18 protein-coding genes are annotated in these 16,274 nt (G+C 69.7%); 7 read left to right on the top strand and 11 right to left on the bottom strand.

Annotated features, from left to right (window positions below; all coding sequences use genetic code 11):
- Positions 1-148 precede the first annotated feature (148 nt).
- The 3 genes from ACH34W_RS33895 to leuC all read right to left on the bottom strand — a co-directional run bounded on the left by ACH34W_RS33895 (position 149) and on the right by leuC (position 2,613).
- A complete protein-coding gene (locus ACH34W_RS33895) occupies positions 149-382 on the bottom strand; it encodes a hypothetical protein (protein WP_395965227.1) in 234 nt (77 codons plus the stop codon).
- 102 nt (positions 383-484) lie between these two features.
- Positions 485-1,087, bottom strand: a complete 603-nt coding sequence (gene leuD / locus ACH34W_RS33890) for a 3-isopropylmalate dehydratase small subunit (protein ID WP_395965226.1) — start codon at positions 1,085-1,087, stop codon at positions 485-487.
- Positions 1,088-1,101: 14 nt separating this feature from the next.
- Positions 1,102-2,613 (bottom strand): 3-isopropylmalate dehydratase large subunit, encoded by a 1,512-nt coding sequence (gene leuC, locus ACH34W_RS33885; RefSeq protein WP_395965225.1) that lies wholly within the window; start codon positions 2,611-2,613, stop codon positions 1,102-1,104.
- A gap of 96 nt (positions 2,614-2,709) precedes the next feature.
- Here leuC and ACH34W_RS33880 point away from each other — a divergent pair, with 96 nt between their 5' ends.
- The 6 genes from ACH34W_RS33880 to ACH34W_RS33855 all read left to right on the top strand — a co-directional run bounded on the left by ACH34W_RS33880 (position 2,710) and on the right by ACH34W_RS33855 (position 8,367).
- Positions 2,710-3,429: an IclR family transcriptional regulator gene (locus ACH34W_RS33880; RefSeq protein WP_395965224.1), complete on the top strand. Its 720-nt coding sequence runs from the start codon at positions 2,710-2,712 to the stop codon at positions 3,427-3,429.
- A 16-nt stretch (positions 3,430-3,445) separates the two neighbouring features.
- On the top strand, positions 3,446-5,818 hold the full coding sequence (locus tag ACH34W_RS33875; RefSeq protein WP_395965223.1) for a glycoside hydrolase family 3 C-terminal domain-containing protein: 2,373 nt from the start codon (positions 3,446-3,448) through the stop codon (positions 5,816-5,818).
- Between the two features lie 85 nt (positions 5,819-5,903).
- On the top strand, positions 5,904-6,533 hold the full coding sequence (locus tag ACH34W_RS33870) for a MerR family transcriptional regulator (RefSeq protein WP_395965222.1): 630 nt from the start codon (positions 5,904-5,906) through the stop codon (positions 6,531-6,533).
- Positions 6,534-6,540: 7 nt separating this feature from the next.
- The gene (locus ACH34W_RS33865; RefSeq protein ID WP_395965221.1) at positions 6,541-6,939 is read left to right on the top strand and encodes an NUDIX domain-containing protein; all 399 of its coding nucleotides are present in this window, start codon (positions 6,541-6,543) and stop codon (positions 6,937-6,939) included.
- A 152-nt stretch (positions 6,940-7,091) separates the two neighbouring features.
- Positions 7,092-7,844, top strand: coding sequence for an alternative oxidase (locus ACH34W_RS33860; protein WP_395965220.1), 753 nt, complete (start codon positions 7,092-7,094; stop codon positions 7,842-7,844).
- A 160-nt stretch (positions 7,845-8,004) separates the two neighbouring features.
- A complete protein-coding gene (locus ACH34W_RS33855) occupies positions 8,005-8,367 on the top strand; it encodes a hypothetical protein (RefSeq protein WP_395965219.1) in 363 nt (120 codons plus the stop codon).
- Positions 8,368-8,442: 75 nt separating this feature from the next.
- Here the strand turns inward: ACH34W_RS33855 and ACH34W_RS33850 are convergent, their stop codons facing one another.
- Positions 8,443-8,907, bottom strand: coding sequence for a hypothetical protein (locus ACH34W_RS33850; RefSeq protein WP_395965218.1), 465 nt, complete (start codon positions 8,905-8,907; stop codon positions 8,443-8,445).
- A 187-nt stretch (positions 8,908-9,094) separates the two neighbouring features.
- Here ACH34W_RS33850 and ACH34W_RS33845 point away from each other — a divergent pair, with 187 nt between their 5' ends.
- The gene (locus ACH34W_RS33845) at positions 9,095-10,171 is read left to right on the top strand and encodes a hypothetical protein (RefSeq protein ID WP_395965217.1); all 1,077 of its coding nucleotides are present in this window, start codon (positions 9,095-9,097) and stop codon (positions 10,169-10,171) included.
- A 54-nt stretch (positions 10,172-10,225) separates the two neighbouring features.
- On the opposite strand, the gene ACH34W_RS33840 is transcribed toward ACH34W_RS33845, so the two are convergent.
- The 7 genes from ACH34W_RS33840 to ACH34W_RS33810 form a co-directional block, all read right to left on the bottom strand.
- Positions 10,226-11,635, bottom strand: a complete 1,410-nt coding sequence (locus ACH34W_RS33840; protein ID WP_395965216.1) for an MFS transporter — start codon at positions 11,633-11,635, stop codon at positions 10,226-10,228.
- A gap of 34 nt (positions 11,636-11,669) precedes the next feature.
- Positions 11,670-12,278, bottom strand: coding sequence for a TetR/AcrR family transcriptional regulator (locus ACH34W_RS33835; RefSeq protein WP_395965215.1), 609 nt, complete (start codon positions 12,276-12,278; stop codon positions 11,670-11,672).
- Positions 12,275-12,952, bottom strand: coding sequence for an MOSC domain-containing protein (locus tag ACH34W_RS33830; protein ID WP_395965214.1), 678 nt, complete (start codon positions 12,950-12,952; stop codon positions 12,275-12,277). Before ACH34W_RS33830 ends, ACH34W_RS33835 begins: the two co-directional genes overlap by 4 nt.
- Before the next feature lie 243 nt (positions 12,953-13,195).
- Positions 13,196-13,891, bottom strand: coding sequence for a class I SAM-dependent methyltransferase (locus tag ACH34W_RS33825; RefSeq protein ID WP_395965213.1), 696 nt, complete (start codon positions 13,889-13,891; stop codon positions 13,196-13,198).
- 16 nt (positions 13,892-13,907) lie between these two features.
- A complete protein-coding gene (locus ACH34W_RS33820; RefSeq protein ID WP_395965212.1) occupies positions 13,908-14,606 on the bottom strand; it encodes an SGNH/GDSL hydrolase family protein in 699 nt (232 codons plus the stop codon).
- Positions 14,603-14,875, bottom strand: coding sequence for an indolepyruvate ferredoxin oxidoreductase subunit alpha (locus ACH34W_RS33815; protein WP_395965211.1), 273 nt, complete (start codon positions 14,873-14,875; stop codon positions 14,603-14,605). The genes ACH34W_RS33820 and ACH34W_RS33815 overlap by 4 nt, the downstream gene beginning before the upstream one ends.
- A gap of 1 nt (position 14,876) precedes the next feature.
- Entirely contained in the window at positions 14,877-16,268 is a 1,392-nt protein-coding gene (locus ACH34W_RS33810; RefSeq protein ID WP_395965210.1) for an NAD(P)/FAD-dependent oxidoreductase, read from the bottom strand.
- Positions 16,269-16,274: the final 6 nt, after the last annotated feature.

Here is a 16,274-nt window from a genome sequence, read left to right as displayed (position 1 = left end):
CCTCTAGTTCCCCCCCTTGCCCGAACGAAACTAAGGGAGTCACGGCATCGGCACAATCACCAGACAGCAAGAGTTGCCGTGTCGCTGACGTTTTTGTCGTTTTCGCCCTGTCTCGCCGGGCGCCGAACCGAATCCGGCCACGTGCACGCTATCCCCCGTGGGGCGTCCCGCGGAAATCGACGAGGAACGTCTCCAGCCGCCGGGCAGCCAGTTCCGGGTCCCGTTTGGCCAGGTCGGTGATCGCCAGGAGGTGCCGGATGAGCCGCCGCCGGGTGGTCTGCGGCAGCGGGGCGACGAGCCGGTGCGCCTCGCGCAGCCGGTGCGCGAGGTCGGTCAGAGCCGGATCGTCCCACTTGGGTCCGGTCCACGGACGCACACTCATGAGGGCCCCCACAACAGTCGAGCATGTCTCCGCACAGAGGAGATTGTCCTCTGTGCGGAGACATGCTCGTTAACCCGGGGTGGCCCTGGGAGTCAGACCGAGTCAGACCGTGGTCGGCATCCAGGGGATGCGCTGGGACTCGAACTCGGTGATGTCGTCGGCGTGGCGGAGGGTGAGGCCGATGTCGTCCAGGCCCTCCATGAGCCGCCAGCGGGTGTAGTCGTCGATCTCGAACGAGGCCACGATATCGCCGCCCTGTGCCGTCGTGCCCCGCACTTGGCGCTCGCCGAGGTCCACGGTGATCTCCGCCTTGGGGTCCTGCTCGGCCTGGGCCTGGAGGGCCTCGACGGTCTCGGCGGGCAGGATCACCGGCAGCAACCCCATCTTCGTGGAGTTGTTGCGGAAGATGTCGCCGAAGCGCGGCGCGATGACGACCCGGAAGCCGTACTGCTGCAACGCCCAGACGGCGTGCTCGCGGGACGATCCGGTGCCGAAGTCCTGCCCGGCGACCAGGATGCTGGCGCCCTCGTACTGCGGCTGGTTCAGGACGAAGTCCGGGTCCTCGCGCCAGGCCGAGAAGAGCCCCTGATCGAAGCCGGTGCGGCTGACCTGCTTGAGCCAGACGGCCGGGATGATCTGGTCGGTGTCGACGTTGCTGCGGCGCAGCGGCACGGCGCGCCCGGTATGCGTGGTGAACGCTTCCATCGTTCTCGTGATCCTTAGAGGTCGATTTCGTTCTGGGGGGACGACCCCCCAGACCCCCCGGCAGGGGCAACGCCGACCTCACTCGCTTCGCTCGCGAGGTCGGCGGGCGCGGTCAAGCGGCCAGTGACGGCGGTGGCGGCGGCGACAGCGGGTGACACCAGGTGGGTACGGCCGCCGGGGCCCTGACGGCCCTCGAAGTTGCGGTTGGACGTCGAGGCGCTGCGTTCGCCCGGGGTGAGCTTGTCGGGGTTCATGGCCAGGCACATCGAGCAGCCCGCCTCGCGCCACTCGGCTCCGGCGGCGGAGATGACCTCGTTCAGGCCCTCCTCCTCGGCCTGCTTCTTGACCTTCATCGAGCCGGGCACGACCAGCATGCGGACGCTGTCGGCGACCTTGCGGCCCTGCAGCACGCCCGCCACGGCCCGAAGGTCCTCGATGCGGCCGTTGGTGCAGGAGCCGACGAACACCGTGTCGACCTTGACCTCGCGCAGCGGCGTGCCCGCGGTGAGGCCCATGTACTCCAGGGCGCGCTCGGCGGCCTGCCGGTCGGCGAGGTCGTCGAACGCGGCGGGGTCGGGCACGGACTCGGTCAGCGGCAGGCCCTGGCCGGGGTTGGTTCCCCAGGTCACGAACGGGGCCAGCGTGGAGGCGTCGATGACGACCTCCTTGTCGAAGACGGCGTCGTCGTCGGTGCGCAGCGACTTCCAGTACTCGACGGCCGTGTCCCAGTCCTCACGCTGTGTTTCGCCCCCATGGCTACGCCCCGCCACCCCCGAGGGGGCGTTCGGGCGGCCCTTGAGGTACTCGAACGTGGTCTCGTCCGGGGCGATCATGCCGGCGCGGGCACCCGCCTCGATCGACATGTTGCAGACCGTCATGCGGCCTTCCATCGACAGCTCGCGGACGGCCTGGCCGCGGTACTCGATGATGTGGCCCTGGCCGCCGCCGGTGCCGATCTCGGCGATGATCGCCAGGATCAGGTCCTTGGCGGTCACGCCCGCGGGCAGCGAGCCGTTCACCGTGACGGCCATCATCTTGGGCTTGACCTGCGGCAACGTCTGGGTGGCCAGCACGTGCTCGACCTCGCTGGTGCCGATGCCGTGGGCCAGCGCGCCGAACGCGCCGTGCGTGGAGGTGTGCGAGTCACCGCACACCACCGTCATGCCCGGCTGGGTCAGGCCCAGCTGCGGGCCGATGACGTGCACGATGCCCTGGCCGTCGTCGCCCATCGGATGCAGGCGGATGCCGAACTCGGCGGCGTTCTTGCGCAGCGTCTCGACCTGGGTGCGCGACACCGGGTCGGCGATCGGCTTGAGCAGGTCGGTCGTCGGGACGTTGTGGTCCTCCGTGGCGATCGTCAGATCCGGCCGGCGGACCTTGCGGTCGGCCATGCGCAGGCCGTCGAACGCCTGCGGACTGGTCACCTCGTGCACCAGGTGAAGATCGATGTAGAGGAGATCCGGTTCGCCCTCGGCACGTCGCACGACGTGCGCGTCGTACACCTTGTCGGCCAATGTGCGGCCCATCGCTCCACCTCACCTGTGTGATCGTCCGGCGCGCCGATGCGCCGGCTCCGGTCCACCCGACTTGCATCTCAAATTACGAGACGGCAATATCAAGACATGGACAACTCTAGCGGAGTCGGCGTACTTGACAAAGCGGTTCTCGTCTTGAACGCCCTGGAGGCCGGTCCGGCCTCGCTGGCGCAGCTCGTTCAGACCACCGGACTGGCACGCCCGACCGCCCACCGGCTCGCCGTCGCGCTGGAGCACCACCGCCTCGTTCACCGTGACACGCAAGGCCGTTTCATCCTTGGGCCGCGCCTGGCAGAGCTGGCCGTGGCGGCAGGCGAGGACCGCCTGCTGGCCATCGCCCAGCCGATCTTGGCCCAGCTCCGCGATCTCACCGGGGAGAGCGCCTCGCTCTTCCGCCGCCAGGGCGACGTCCGCGTGTGCGTGGCCTCCGCCGAACGCACGAGCGGCCTGCGCGACACGATCCCGGTCGGCGCCGCGCTTCCCATGACCGCGGGCTCCGCCGCCCAGATCCTGCTGGCCTGGGAGGAGCCCGACCGCCTCCACCGCGGCCTGCGCGGCGCCAAGTTCGAGGCCACCACGCTGGCTTCGGTCCGCCGCCGCGGCTGGGCCCAGAGCGTGGGCGAACGCGAGCAGGGCGTCGGCTCGGTCTCGGCCCCGATACGGGGTGCGGGCGGGCGTGTGATCGCCGCCGTCTCGGTGTCCGGACCCCTGGAACGCCTGACCCGCTCCCCCGGCCGCCTGCACGCGGGCCCGGTCATGGCGGCCGCCGAAAAGATCTCCGAGTCCATGCGCCGCACCAGCAACTGACCCCGAGGAGCCTTCCATGGGCCCTTCTCTAGGCATCGACGAAGCCGACCTGCGCGAGCGGCTGGAGCGACTCACCCTGGAAGAGAAGGTCGGCCTGCTGACCGGTGCCGGCTTCTGGACGCTGCGGCCGATCGAGAAGATCGGGCTGAGGCCCGTGGTGATGTCGGACGGCCCGAGTGGCGTACGCGGCACCGCCTGGGACGAGCGCGAGCCCAGCCTGCTGTTTCCGAGCCCGACCTCGCTGGCCGCGACCTGGGACACCGGGCTGGCGGAGCGGACCGGCCGGCTGAACGGGGCGCAGGCACGCGACAAGGGGGTGCACGTCCAGCTCGCGCCCACGATCAACCTGCATCGCACGCCGATGGGCGGCCGGCATTTCGAGAACTACTCCGAGGACCCGCTGCTCACCGCGCAGATCGGCGCCGCCTTCGTGACGGGCGTGCAGTCGGCGGGCGTGGCGGCGACGGTCAAGCACTTCGTCGGCAACGACTCCGAGACCGACCGCATGTCGTACGACGCGCGGGTGGACGACGCGACGCTGGCCGCGCTGTACCTGCGCCCGTTCGAGGAAACGGTCAAGGCGGGCGCGTGGGCGGTGATGGCCGCGTACAACCAGGTGAACGGCGCCACCATGACCGAGAACAAGCCGCTCCTCACCGGCCTCCTCAAGGAGACGTGGGGCTTCGACGGCGTCGTGGTGTCGGACTGGACCGCGATCCGTTCGACGGAGGAGAGCGCGAACGCCGGCATGGACCTGGAGATGCCGGGCCTGCCGCAGAGTCCGTGGGGCGTCAGGCTCGCCGCCGCCGTCCGGGACGGGAAGGTCGCCGAGGAGCTCATCGACGACAAGGTGCTGCGGATCCTGCGGCTGGCCGCCCGGGTGGGCGCGCTCGACGGCGTTCCGGCACCCGCCCCGGCCTCGACTCCGGACGACGCGCGCGACCAGCTCCGCGAGTTCGCCGCCCGCGCGTGCGTCCTGCTGGCGAACGACGGGGTGCTTCCGCTGGACGCGCCGCGCAAGGTGGCGCTGCTCGGGCCGAACGCGGTGCGCTTCAGCGCCCAGGGCGGCGGCAGCGCGCACGTCAGCCCTGTGCATGTCGTCACGCCGTACGAGGGTCTGCGCCGCGTGCTCGGCGACGGCACGGAGATCGACGTGCACCCGGGCGTCTTCCCGCACGAGCGGCTCGCGGAGCTGCCGGTCGGCATGACGGCCGACCCGGAGACCGGTGAGCCCGGGATCCGGCTGGACTATCTCGACGACGGCGGCGCGCTCCTCCACTCCGAGAACCGGCGCGCCGCACACTATGTCTTCTTCGGGAGCCTGCCCGAGAGGACGAAGCGGATCATCGCGCGAGCAACCGTCACGGCCGCCGAGGCCGGCGTGCACACCTTCTCGGTTGCCGGTGTCGGCTCGTACGACCTCCAGATCGGCGACCACGCCGAGACCGTCGCGCTGTCGCTCGCCGGCGGCGACCTGGTCGAGGGCTTGATGCGCCCGCCGGAGCATCGTGTGGAGATCGAGCTCGCGGCCGGGCAGCGCGTCACCGTAGAGGTGGCCCACACGCTGGCGCACGGCCTGTTCGGCGGCTCGTTCACGATCGGCCACCACGCGCCGCACCTGCCCGAGGACGAGGAATTCGCAGCCGCCGTCGCCGCCGCGCGTGAGGCCGACGTGGCCGTGGTGGTCGTCGGCACGAACGACGGCGTGGAGAGCGAGGGCTTCGACCGTTCGACGCTGGCGCTCCCCGGACGCCAGGACGAACTGGTGTCGGCCGTGGCCGCTGCGAATCCCCGTACGGTCGTGGTGGTGAACGCAGGAGCCCCGGTGCTCATGCCGTGGCGCGATGAGGTCGCGGCCGTGCTGTGGGTGTGGTTGCCCGGCCAGGAGGGCGGTGACGCTCTCGCCGACGTCCTCATTGGCGCGGCCGAACCGGGCGGGCGGCTCCCCACGACGTTCCCTGCCAGCGAGGACAACATCCTGTCGCCGCATCCGGTGGACGGTGTGCTCGCCTATATAGAGGGGACGGCGATCGGTTACCGGCACTACGACTCGGCAGATGTGGCGTACCCGTTCGGACATGGCCTCGGCTACACCACATGGGAATACGAGTCGGTGTCGGCCTCCGGCCGCACAGCCGAGGTGACTGTACGCAATACGGGCGACCGGCTCGGCCGCGAGGTCGTGCAGTGTTATGTGGCGGACGGATCCCGTCGTGATGTGGCGGACGGATCCCGTCCAGTGGGCCTTGCAGGCTTCGCCGTCGTGGACGCCGGCCCGGGCGAGCGCACGACCGTCCGGGTGCCGCTGGACGAACGGCTGTCCGCTCCGTGCCGCCTCCGGGTGGGCCGCTCGATCACCGATCTACGTCTCGAAGTTGACTCACTGTAGGCGGAAAAGCACCCTCTGATTGGATAGCAAAGGTATCCAATGGCGTCTCCTGGATAGTGTTGGTATCCAACCAAGGGGGTGCGTCGTGCAGATCTCAGAGCTCAGCGACCGCAGCGGCCTCACTGTTCAGACGATCAAGTTCTACATCCGGGAGGAACTGTTGCCGAAGGGTGCCGCCGCCAGTACTACCCGCTCGGAGTACGACGAACGCCACCTCGAACGGCTCCGGCTCATCCGGGCGCTGCGCGAGGTCGGCGATCTGCCGGTCGCCGCGATCAAACGCATCCTCACCGCGGTGGACGACGAAAAAGTGGGCATGCACGAGCTGTTCGGCACGACGCAGCACGCCATCGGCCCGCATGTGCTCCCGCCCGACGACCCGCACTGGCGGGCCGCCCGGGAGGACGTCGACGCACTGATCCGCGAACTCGGCTGGCGTGTTGCGGACAAGGCGCCCGCGCGCAACCTGCTCGCCCAGACCTTCGTGGCGCTGCGCCGGCTCGGCTTCCCGATCACGCTCACCGATCTGCGCCCCTACGTGAAGGCCGCCGTCACCGTGGCCGAGCACGAGATCGACCGCGTCACCGGCGACGCACCGCGCAGCCGCACGGTGCACTCCATGCTGGTGTCCACCGTGCTGTACGAGCAGGTGCTCACCGCACTTCACCGGCTCGCCCAGGAAGACGCCTCCGCCCGCCGCTACGGGGACGAGTAGCGATCGCGTGGAGCTCGATGTCGTCGCCTGGGTGTACGCCGCCGAAGGCCGGATGCTGACCGTGCGATCACGCGGCCGGGACCTTCTCTACCTCCCGGGCGGCAAGCGCGAACCGGGCGAGGACGACTGGTCGGCGCTGTCGCGGGAGGTCCGCGAGGAACTGACGGTCGAGCTCGCCCCGGCCACGTTCCGGCGGCTGGGGGTCGTGCGGGCACCCGCGCATGACCAGCCGGAATACGAGTACGTGCGGATGGTGTGCTTCACGGCCGACTACGACGGCGACATCGTTCCGGCCGGTGAGGTCGACGAGTTCCGGTACGTCGGTCACGAGCACCGTGACCTGCTCGCCCCCGCGTCGCAGGCGGCTCTCGACCTCGCGAAGGCGAACGGCCTCCTGCGCCCGTAGAGGTGATCCACTACGCCGAGGGTCGTAAGGGCACGTCCGCGTGGCTCTCTCCAGGGGTACGCCAAGTGCCTCTCCCGGGCCGACGCGACGCCACGTTCCGTCCCCAGAACATCGAGGCAGATCGAACAAGGCCTCGACGAACGGACAGAACGATGACGCTCGCCACCGTCCCCACCGCCGGAACGACCGCCACCGGAACGCACGCCGCCGAAACGTACACCAAGCCCCACGGCGGCCCGCCCAAACTCTCCTCCTGGGAGCTGCGCGCAGCGCAGATCGAGACGCTCGAAGCGCCGCGGCTGCGCTACGGGCTGCTCGCGCGGATGCTCTTCAAGCAGATGGACCTGGTGTACGGACGCGAGCGCACGCTCGTGAAGTTCGCGATGCTGGAGTTCATCGCCCGCGTTCCGTACCAGGCCTGGGAGCGCATGGGCTACCACTCGCTCTCCCGGCACCGCCGCCGGTCCGCGCTCGCCAAGCGGGTGTACGAGCGGATCGAGGAGACCCGCGAGGAGCAGGACAACGAGCAGTGGCACCTGCTGATCCTGCAGGACCTCGTGCAGCGCGACGGCCACAAGCAGTCGTTCCTGCTGCACCGGGTCGCGCCGTGGCTGGTCGCGTTCTTCTACTACCACGTGTCCTGGCTGCTGTTCCTGGTGAAGCCCGAGCTGAGCTACCGCCTCAACGCCGACTTCGAGGACCACGCCGAGCACGAGTACATGAGCTTCGTCGCCGAGCACCCCGAGCTGGAGCACCGCCCCGCGCCCACGACGTACGCCGACGAGTACGGCCGCTACGACTCCGTCGCCGGCCTGCTCCGCCAGATCGGCCATGACGAGCGGATCCACAAGCTCGACAGCCTGGTCAACATGCGCGCACCCCGTTTCCAGGACGCCCGCGCGTAATGAAGCCCCTGGAAGGGCCGGAGCGACGTTGGTCGCTCCGGCTCTCGTCCGAGCTCAACTTTCATCAACGTGGGCGACACGCGAGCAACCATGATTGACGTCTATCGCTCGATGTAGACAGACTAGGTCCACTGGCATCTTAGATAAACCGGGGGACCACATGCAGGAGCACTTCGCGTACGCCGCAGGCCGGATCCGTTCGGCCTGCGACCTGCCCACACTGCTCGCCGCCGCGTTCGCCGGCCTCGAACTCGTCGAACGCGCCACCTCGGCCCTCGCCGAACGGTCCCCCGCCCACGCCACCGCGCTGAACGAGGCGAGCGACGCCTGGTGGGCGCTCTCCCGTGCCCCGTCCCTCCGGCGTCTCGAGGAAGCCGAGCCCACCGAGTCGCTCGCGGCGTTCTCCCTGCTGGTCACCCAGGCACTGGTCGTCGCCACCTCACGCGCCGTGGACCCGGCCGACCGGGTCGCCTGCCTGCAGGCGGCCCGTCATGCCGGCCGGGTCCACGATGCCCTCTGCTGACAAGGGCCCGCCGTCGTCATCCCGCGCTGCGTCACCGGCAGCACGTCATCCCGCGGCGCGTCATTCGGCAGCGCCTCAGTCGGCGGCGCGCTCCTTCTTGTGCCGCACCCGATCGGCGTGTGCCGCAGCGAGGATCATCTCGTCCACGACCCAGCGCGCCTCCGGCGACAGGTCGACGAACGCGCGCAGCACCTCGGGCCGGACGACGCCCACCGCGACCTCACGCCGCAGTGCCTTGAACGTCAGATCGTCGTCGATCGGGTCAGCCTCACCGGGGAAGCCGAAGTAACCGATCGGTACCCCGAAGAAGTTGGCCAGGGCCGTGAGCGTCCGCAACTGCGGGTTGTCCTGCCGTCCGGTGCGCAGCTTCCAGACCGTGGTCGAGGAGATGTCCTCGCCCGTGGCCGTGTGGATGGCCGCAGCGGTCTCGACGTTGTTACGGGCGGGCGGCACCCCCACGGGCCACATGTTCTGGATCAGCCATTCGATCTTCTCTGCCAGCGTGGCCGCCGGGGAGATCCCCGTCCGATCCTGTGTCACGTGCCGTCCCCTCGTACGCCCCCTGCTCGATGACTTTAGTTGACCGGCAAGACACCCGTCAGCCATGGACACGCTCAGTATCGGAGTGATCACGGATTCCCCATGCCTTCGTGTCGGCTCACCGCCGGTCGCCCGGTCACTGATTACATCGGACGAGCAGGTCATCATCGGGGGAAGGTGGCCACCTGTGACGTTTCGAAGGCGCATGCTCCTTGGTCTCGCGCTGACGCTCTTCTGCCTCGCCGGAGCTCCGGCTGCGGCAGCGGACTGCGTGCATCTCCGTGGCCCTGCCCGCGAGCTGCTCGACCGTTCCGCCCTCTGCCGGAACCTGCGCCAAGAGTTCACCGGCAGAAATCCCAACCTCGGCCGGGCCCTCCGCAAGTCAGTGCGAGGCGCCAGACGCCCGGCGCTCCGCCAGAGACCCGGACGCCCCGCCGAGCGCCTGCCGATCAAGCACCGGCCCAGAAAGAGCACACGCCCACCAAAACGACCCACCACGACCATCCCGGCAGCGCCCAGTCTCACCCCTCATGTAGCGGCACCGGCCCAAGGCGGTCTGCCGCAAGAGGGCCTGCCGCAAGGCGGCCTGCCGCAAGGCACGCTCCCCAGCATCGTCGCGGTCGTCCTTCTCGGGCTGGGTTTCGCGTTCCACCAGATGCTCACCCGCCCCGTCCCCGCCCTCGCGCTGGCGGCCCCCAGCCAGCCCGAACCTCCCGCCACCGCCCTGGGCACCGCCGAACGGCTCGCCCAGCCCACCGGCCTGGGCGTGATCGGCCCGGGCGCCAACGGCTTCGTCCGCGCCGTGCTGGTCGAGCTGGTCACCCGCGGCGCCAAGGTCGTCATCACCCGCAACGAGCTCAACCGGCTCTTCGAGGGCGACTTCGAGGAATCCCTCCGCCAGGCCCTGGCTCCCCGGCTCCACGTGTGCGAGCTCCTCGAAGAGGCCATCGAGCACCTCGAACTCGACCAGCTCATGGCCGAGGCCGAGCAGGCCAATCCGGACCTCAGCCCCACCCGGGGTCACGGCCTCCCCACGTACTGGATCTCCACTCCGGGGCAGGACGACGACGTGGTGCTGCCCCTGGCCCGGCGCGGCAACCTGGTCGGGCTGATGTTCGGCGAGTGGCCCCACGGCACCACCTGCACGATCGACAGCACCGGAACGATCACACAGGTCGGGGCCCGTGAGACCGACGTGTCACTGCAGACCCTCGGACCCGCCGAGGCCCTGGCCCGCCTCCGGACCTGCACCGATTGGCTCTGACACAGGGTGCTTCTGACAGAACGGGCCGCGGCCGTGCGGCCGCGGCCCGTTCGATCACTGTTCGGCCGTGGCGGGAGCGGGGAGCACCACCGCCACTATCGCGGCGAGGACGGCCACGGCCGCGCAGGCGAGATAGACGTCATGGAAGGCGTCGATGGCGCGGGTGCCGCCACCGGCGGTGAGGATCGCGGCCATGCCGGCGATGCCCAGGGCGCCGCCGAGCTGGCGGGCGGTCATGTTCATGCCGACGCCGGCGGCGAACTGCAGGGGCGGGAGGGCCGTGGCGGCGGCTGCGGAGAGGGCCGCGACACCCAGGCCGAGGCCCGCGCCGCCGAGGATCGAGGCGGGGACCCAGGCGTCCCAGAAGCGGGGCTCGGTACCGAAGAGGTCGCTGGCCATGAGGGCGTTGCAGGCGGCGAAGAGCAGCGCGCCGAGGGCGATCACCCAGCGGTGTTTGGCAGGGTCGCTCACGCGGCCCGCCATGACCGACGCGAACATCGAGACGACGGCGCCGATGGACAGGGCCCCGGCGCTCTCCATGATGCTCCAGCGCCAGACCTGGGTCGTGAGCAGCGGGCCGGTGAGGAGCCAGGCGAACATCGCGATGCCGAAGATCAGGGAGGCCAGGTTGCAGACCGCGAAGCGGCTGCTCGCCCAGAGCTTCGTCGCGATGGCGGGGGCCTCGTGGCCACGGGAACGCAGGAGGGCGAGCAGGCCCAGGACCACGCCGCCGATGAGGAGACCGAGGGTGCGGGTGTCCGTCCAGCCCCAGTTCTCGCCCTCGGTGAGGGCCGCGACGACCCCGCCGATGCCGAGGACGAGGATCAGGCTGCCCAGGAGGTCGGGATGCTTGAGCCCGGCGGGCGGGTGAATGCGGGGAAGCGCGGAGAACGTGCCGAGGATCAGGACGACGCCGACCGGCCCGTTCACATAGAAGACCGACCGCCAGCCGAACGCGTCCACCAGCACGCCGCCGACGATCGGGCCGACGACCGCGGAGAAGCCGCCCACGGCCGACCAGGTGCCGATCGCTTTGATCAGGTTTTCGAACGGGATGTGCTGGATGAGCAGGCCCAGCGCCGCCGGGATCATGCCCGCGGCGAAGGCGCCCTGCACCACGCGCCCCCCGATGAGCACCTCGGGGTTGGGGGCGGCACCGCAGGCCAGCGAGGCGATCGTGAAGCCGAGGAGGGAGCCGAGGAAGACCTCGCGCCTGCCCAGGGTGTCGGCCAGCCGGCCGGCGGGGGTCAGGAACGCGGCGAACGTCACCGCGTAGCCGCTGACCACCCAGGTGAGGGTCGAGGACTTCGTACCGGGGAAGTCGGCCAGGATGTCGACGAAGGCGATGTTCACGACCGACAGGTCGAGGAACGCCATGAACGTCGCGCCGGAACAGAGCAGCAGCACCAGTCCGGGGTTGGCCTTCGGGGGGCTGGCGGTCTTGGTCTCGGTATCTGACGTCACCCGGATACCTCCGTATTCAATTCACATGTTCAGTTCAGGTTTTCAGCGCGGCCAGCCTTGTGCGGATCGCGCAGCGTGAGCGTGCGTAGGCGGTCGCGTCGTCGAGCAGGAGCGCCGCCGAGTTGGCGGCGGTGGCGAAGGCGTCCAGCTCGAACGCGAGCTGGGCCGGGTTGACGCTGTCGTCGAGCTCGCCGAGCTGCTGGGCGTCGCGGATCGTCTGCGCGTACAGCGCCAGCCACTCGCGGCGGGCGTCGGCGAGAACGTCGCGGACACGGCCGGGACGGGCGTCGAACTCGGCGCCGACGGAGAAGAAGAAGCAGCCGCCGGGAAAGACGCGGCGTTCGGAGTAGGTGAGCCAGCCGTCGCAGAGCGCCTCCAGGCGGCGCCGGCCGGGGGCCTCGGCGAACGCGGGCTCGACGACGCGGGAGGCGAACACCGCCTTGGCCGCGCGGATCACGGCGAGCTGCAGTTCCTCCTTGGAGCCGAAGTGGGCGAAGACGCCGCTCTTGCTGACCTTGAGCTCGGTGGCGAGCCGTCCGATCGAGAGGGCCTCCAGGCCTTCGAGGGACGCGATGTCCATGGCGCGCGACAGGATGCGCCTGCGGGTGTGGTCGCCGCGGACCAGGCGGCCGTCCGTCGTCATCGGCGCGCCTCCAGCCGGGCCAGCTTGCCTTCGATGGCGTACCGCCATTGCTCCGCCAGCGCAGGCGTCCCGATCATCTCCCTCAGCCGTGCGGGGTCGTTGTCCGCGCCGCGTGCGAACGAACCGGTGAAGAGCTCGCGCACGGTCGGGGCGGTGGCGTCGCGTTCGACCAGCCGCAGTTCGCCGCCGGTGGGCACCGGGCCGGTGCGCAGGACCCGCAGGTACCAACCGGACCGGGCGCTCTCGATCATCTGCGCGACCGCCTGCTTGCGCCCGAGTCGCATCCCGAACTTGAAGCAGGGGCTCCTGGGCTGGGACACCTGCACCAGGGTGCCGCCCCACTCCCAGACGTCCCCGATGCGGACCTCGTGCTCGTCCGGTCCGGTGACCGACGCGTTCTCCCCCACGCCGCCCGGCTCCAGCTCGTACCCCAGCGAGCGCCAGAACGGGTAGTGCGTGGCCGGGTACATGTAGACCGCCTTGTCAGACCCGCCGTGCGACACCATGTCGGCCTGCTGGTCGCCGGCCAGCTGTGTCGCCGACAGCTCGACCTGCCCGCCGGCCACCCGCTCCTTGCGGATCGCGCTGAGCACTTCCCGTTCACCGTCGACGAGCGGCGCCGGTCGCCCCACAAAGAGGCCGCCCAGCGTCAGCTCGGTGCACACGTCATCCACAGCGCCAAACTCTATGCACGGTCGTTCTATAAAGTCAACGCATCCTCTTGTCCGCAGCCTTTCCGTCACCCACCACTTATTAGTACGATCGTTCGGCCTAGTAATGTGTGCCGCGCATGGAAGAGCTCGTGCTCATGGAAGAGCCCGTGGCGTGTCCCGTGATCGAACCAGCGGTATCCCGGGACACGCCACGTCCCCCGAAGAACGCCCGGCCCGTCAGGCATCCCTCGGATCCAGGAAGGCCTAGCGGTCCTTAGGCTTTTCCAGTTCGAAGTAGAGGACGGCGCCCGAGGTCTCGGTACGGACGACCCGCAGGCCCGCGTCGCGGAACCAGCGGCGCACGTCGTCCACCGGGGTCACCACGTCCAGGATCCGCAACTTCACCCACAGGTTGATGAAGCGGTCGGGGATGAACGAGGCACCGCGCACCACCACGCTGCCCTTGACCGCGCCGCCGGGCTTGAGCACCCGCGACCACTCCCGCACGGCCGCCTCGGGGTCGGGGACGCAGTGGAGTCCGCTGTAGGAGACCACGACGTCGAACTCCTCGTCCTTGAACGGGAGTTCCGTGGCGTCGGCCTTCTCGAACTCCACGAAGTCCAGCCGACGCCGGCGAGCCTCGGCCCGCGCCCGGTCAAGCATCAGCTCCGAGATGTCGGCCGCCACGTACCGCAGCGGCCGCCCGGGCCGCAGGCCGAGGAAGACCACGCCGCCGCCCGAGGGGATGTCCAGCACGGCCGTCCCTTCCGGCAGCGCGACGGCCGACGCCATGTGCCGGTACATCTTGCGGTTGTCGGTGGCGAAGACCACCGCGCCGTAGAGCATGGCGACCGGGCGGCTCTTGACGCCGCGGTCCCACATCGTGGCGAGGCGCTTGTTGGTCTGCCAGTTGCCGCTGACCACCGAGGGCGCGGCTCCGCTGCTGTTCGTGCTCACCATCTGTCGATCGCCTCCTTCACTCCGGCGCCAGGAACACGCCCAGCCGGCGGATGGTCTCCGCTCCCAGCAGTGCGTGGCCGCGCATCGAGGAGTGCATCAGGTCGGAACTGAACATGTCCCTGGACGCGCAGCCCGGGTGGTTCCACATGTCCACCAGGAGTGCGCCGTGCCGGGCCGAGACCGCCCGGATACGCGCGTTCAGAAGCTCCATGTTGGGCTTCAGCGCCGCCACCTCGGGGATCGCGGCGGAGATGTTCATCAGCGCGAACATGACGACGTCGGCGCCCGCGCCGCGCAGCGGGCCGACGATCTGGTCGAGCTCCGCCTCGACGTCGGCGGGGTCGAAGTCCTTGCGGAGCAGGTCGTTGCCGCCTGCCACCAGGGCCACCAGGTCCGGCTCGAACTCCAGCACCCTGTCGAGCTGCTGCTCGCGCACCTCCGAGGCGATCAGGTCGCGCAGCCCGACGTTGAGGAACGCCAGGTCCGGCACCCGCCGGGTCAGCGCGTCGCGGGTGCGGTCGCTCCACGTCACCGAACGGTAGCCGGGCGACTCCTCACCCAGGCCCTCCGCCAGGCTGTCCCCCATCACGGCGAACCTGCGCCATTTCGCGTTGGCGAGGAGACGGTCGGCCTCGGCGGGGGTGAGGTAGTACTCGTCCGCCTCCTCCTTGGAGTAGTCGCCAGCGGCGGGAACGACGCTCTCGGGGTTGGTCATAGTGGTCCTTTCTCGGTGAAGAAGGCGGCGTTGGCCTCCAAGGACGACACCCACTCCGGGGGCAGGTCCTCTTCGGGCAGCGCCGCGTCCACGGGGCACGCCTGCGCGCACGAGTGGCAGTCGATGCACTCCAGCGGGTCGATGTAGAGCTGCGGGCTCTCGTTGAAGCCCGGCTCCCCCGGCGCCGGATGGATGCAGTCCACCGGGCACACCTGCACGCACGAACCGTCCTTCACTCCCACGCACGGCTGGGCGATGACATAGGTCACGTCAGCTCACCAGTTCCTCTGCCGCGCTGCGGCGACGCAAGCCGAGCTGCGGCTCGAAGGTGAGATAGACCCCGCCCACCGCGTTCTGTTCGGAGGTCGGCATGGCGGCCATCGCCTCGTTCTCGCCGGCGAAGAGCTGGCCGGAATCCTGCAGCCGTGCCGCCACGGCGTCCAGCGCGCTGTCCTTGGCGTCCTCCAGGTCCTCCACGCCCGACACCACGTACAGGAACGACTCGTACAGGTTGAGCATGTGGCGTTCCCGTCGGGTGAGCTTGTCGGCCTCGAAGAACTGGGACTCGCGGCTGAAGCTGCGGTAGAAGAACGACACCAGGATGAGCAAGCGCTCGTAGGCCTGTCGATAGGCCTGCGAGTAGAACGACAGCGCCTCTTTCTCCGTGAACTCCTCCCGCAGGATGCTGCCGACGCTGGCCCCGGCGAGCATTCCGCTGAACGTGGCGAGGTGCACCCCCGTGGAGAGCAGCGGGTCCAGGAAGCAGGCCGCGTCGCCCGCCATCACGTAGCCCGGACCGGCGAACGTCTCCGATACGTACGAGTAGTCCTGCTCGGCCTTCATCTCCGCGACCTGCTCCGCGTTCTCCAGCATGTCCTTGATCCGCGGGCAGCGGGCGATCCCGTCGTCGTACACGCCCTGCAGGCCGCCGAGTTCCTCGCGCTTCGCGGCGAACGCCTTCGCCTTGCTGACCAGCCCGATGCTGTACGTGCCGTCGTGCAGCGGGATGGCCCAGAACCAGCCGTCCGGGATCGAGCAGACCGCGATGGCGCCCTCGGGGCCCTTGTCGAGCGGCTTGACCCCACGCCAGTAGCTCCACGTGGCGATGTTCTTGAAGACCTCGTGGTAGCGGCGGCTCTTCAGGTACTTGGTCGCCATCACGCCGGCGCGGCCGGAGCAGTCGACCAGGAAGTCGAACGAGACCGTCCCGCTCTCGTCGCGGTCCTTCGTGCGGGCCCAGCGGGCGGCGACCGGCCGCTCCCCGTCGAAGACGAGCTCCCGGACGCTCACGCCCTCGTGCACGTCCACGCCCTGCGTGCGGGCATGGTCGAGCAGCAGCTTGTCGAACTCAGAACGGACGACCTGGTAGCTGTAGGAGTCGGAGCCCTGGAGGTGGTCGAAGTTCAGCTCCCAGTTCTCCGGGCCCCACTCGAAGTAGGCGCCGCCCTTGCGCACGAAGCCGTACTCCTCGACCTTCTGCCGGACGCCGAGAACGTCCAGCACCGGAAGCGCGGACGGCAGGATCGACTCGCCGATGTGGTAGCGGGGAAAGGTGGCGGACTCCAGCAGCGTGACCTCGAAGCCCTGATGGGCGATCAGTGTGGCGGCCGTCGATCCGGCCGGGCCACCGCCGATCACCAGAACCCTCGTAGAACTGCGCATCTACTC

It is taken from the genome of Actinomadura sp. 6N118 (assembly GCF_044326415.1).
GTDB lineage: Bacteria > Actinomycetota > Actinomycetes > Streptosporangiales > Streptosporangiaceae > Spirillospora.
The sequence above is the reverse complement of the archived record's forward strand: the minus strand, read 5'-3'. Positions and strand labels throughout refer to the sequence as shown.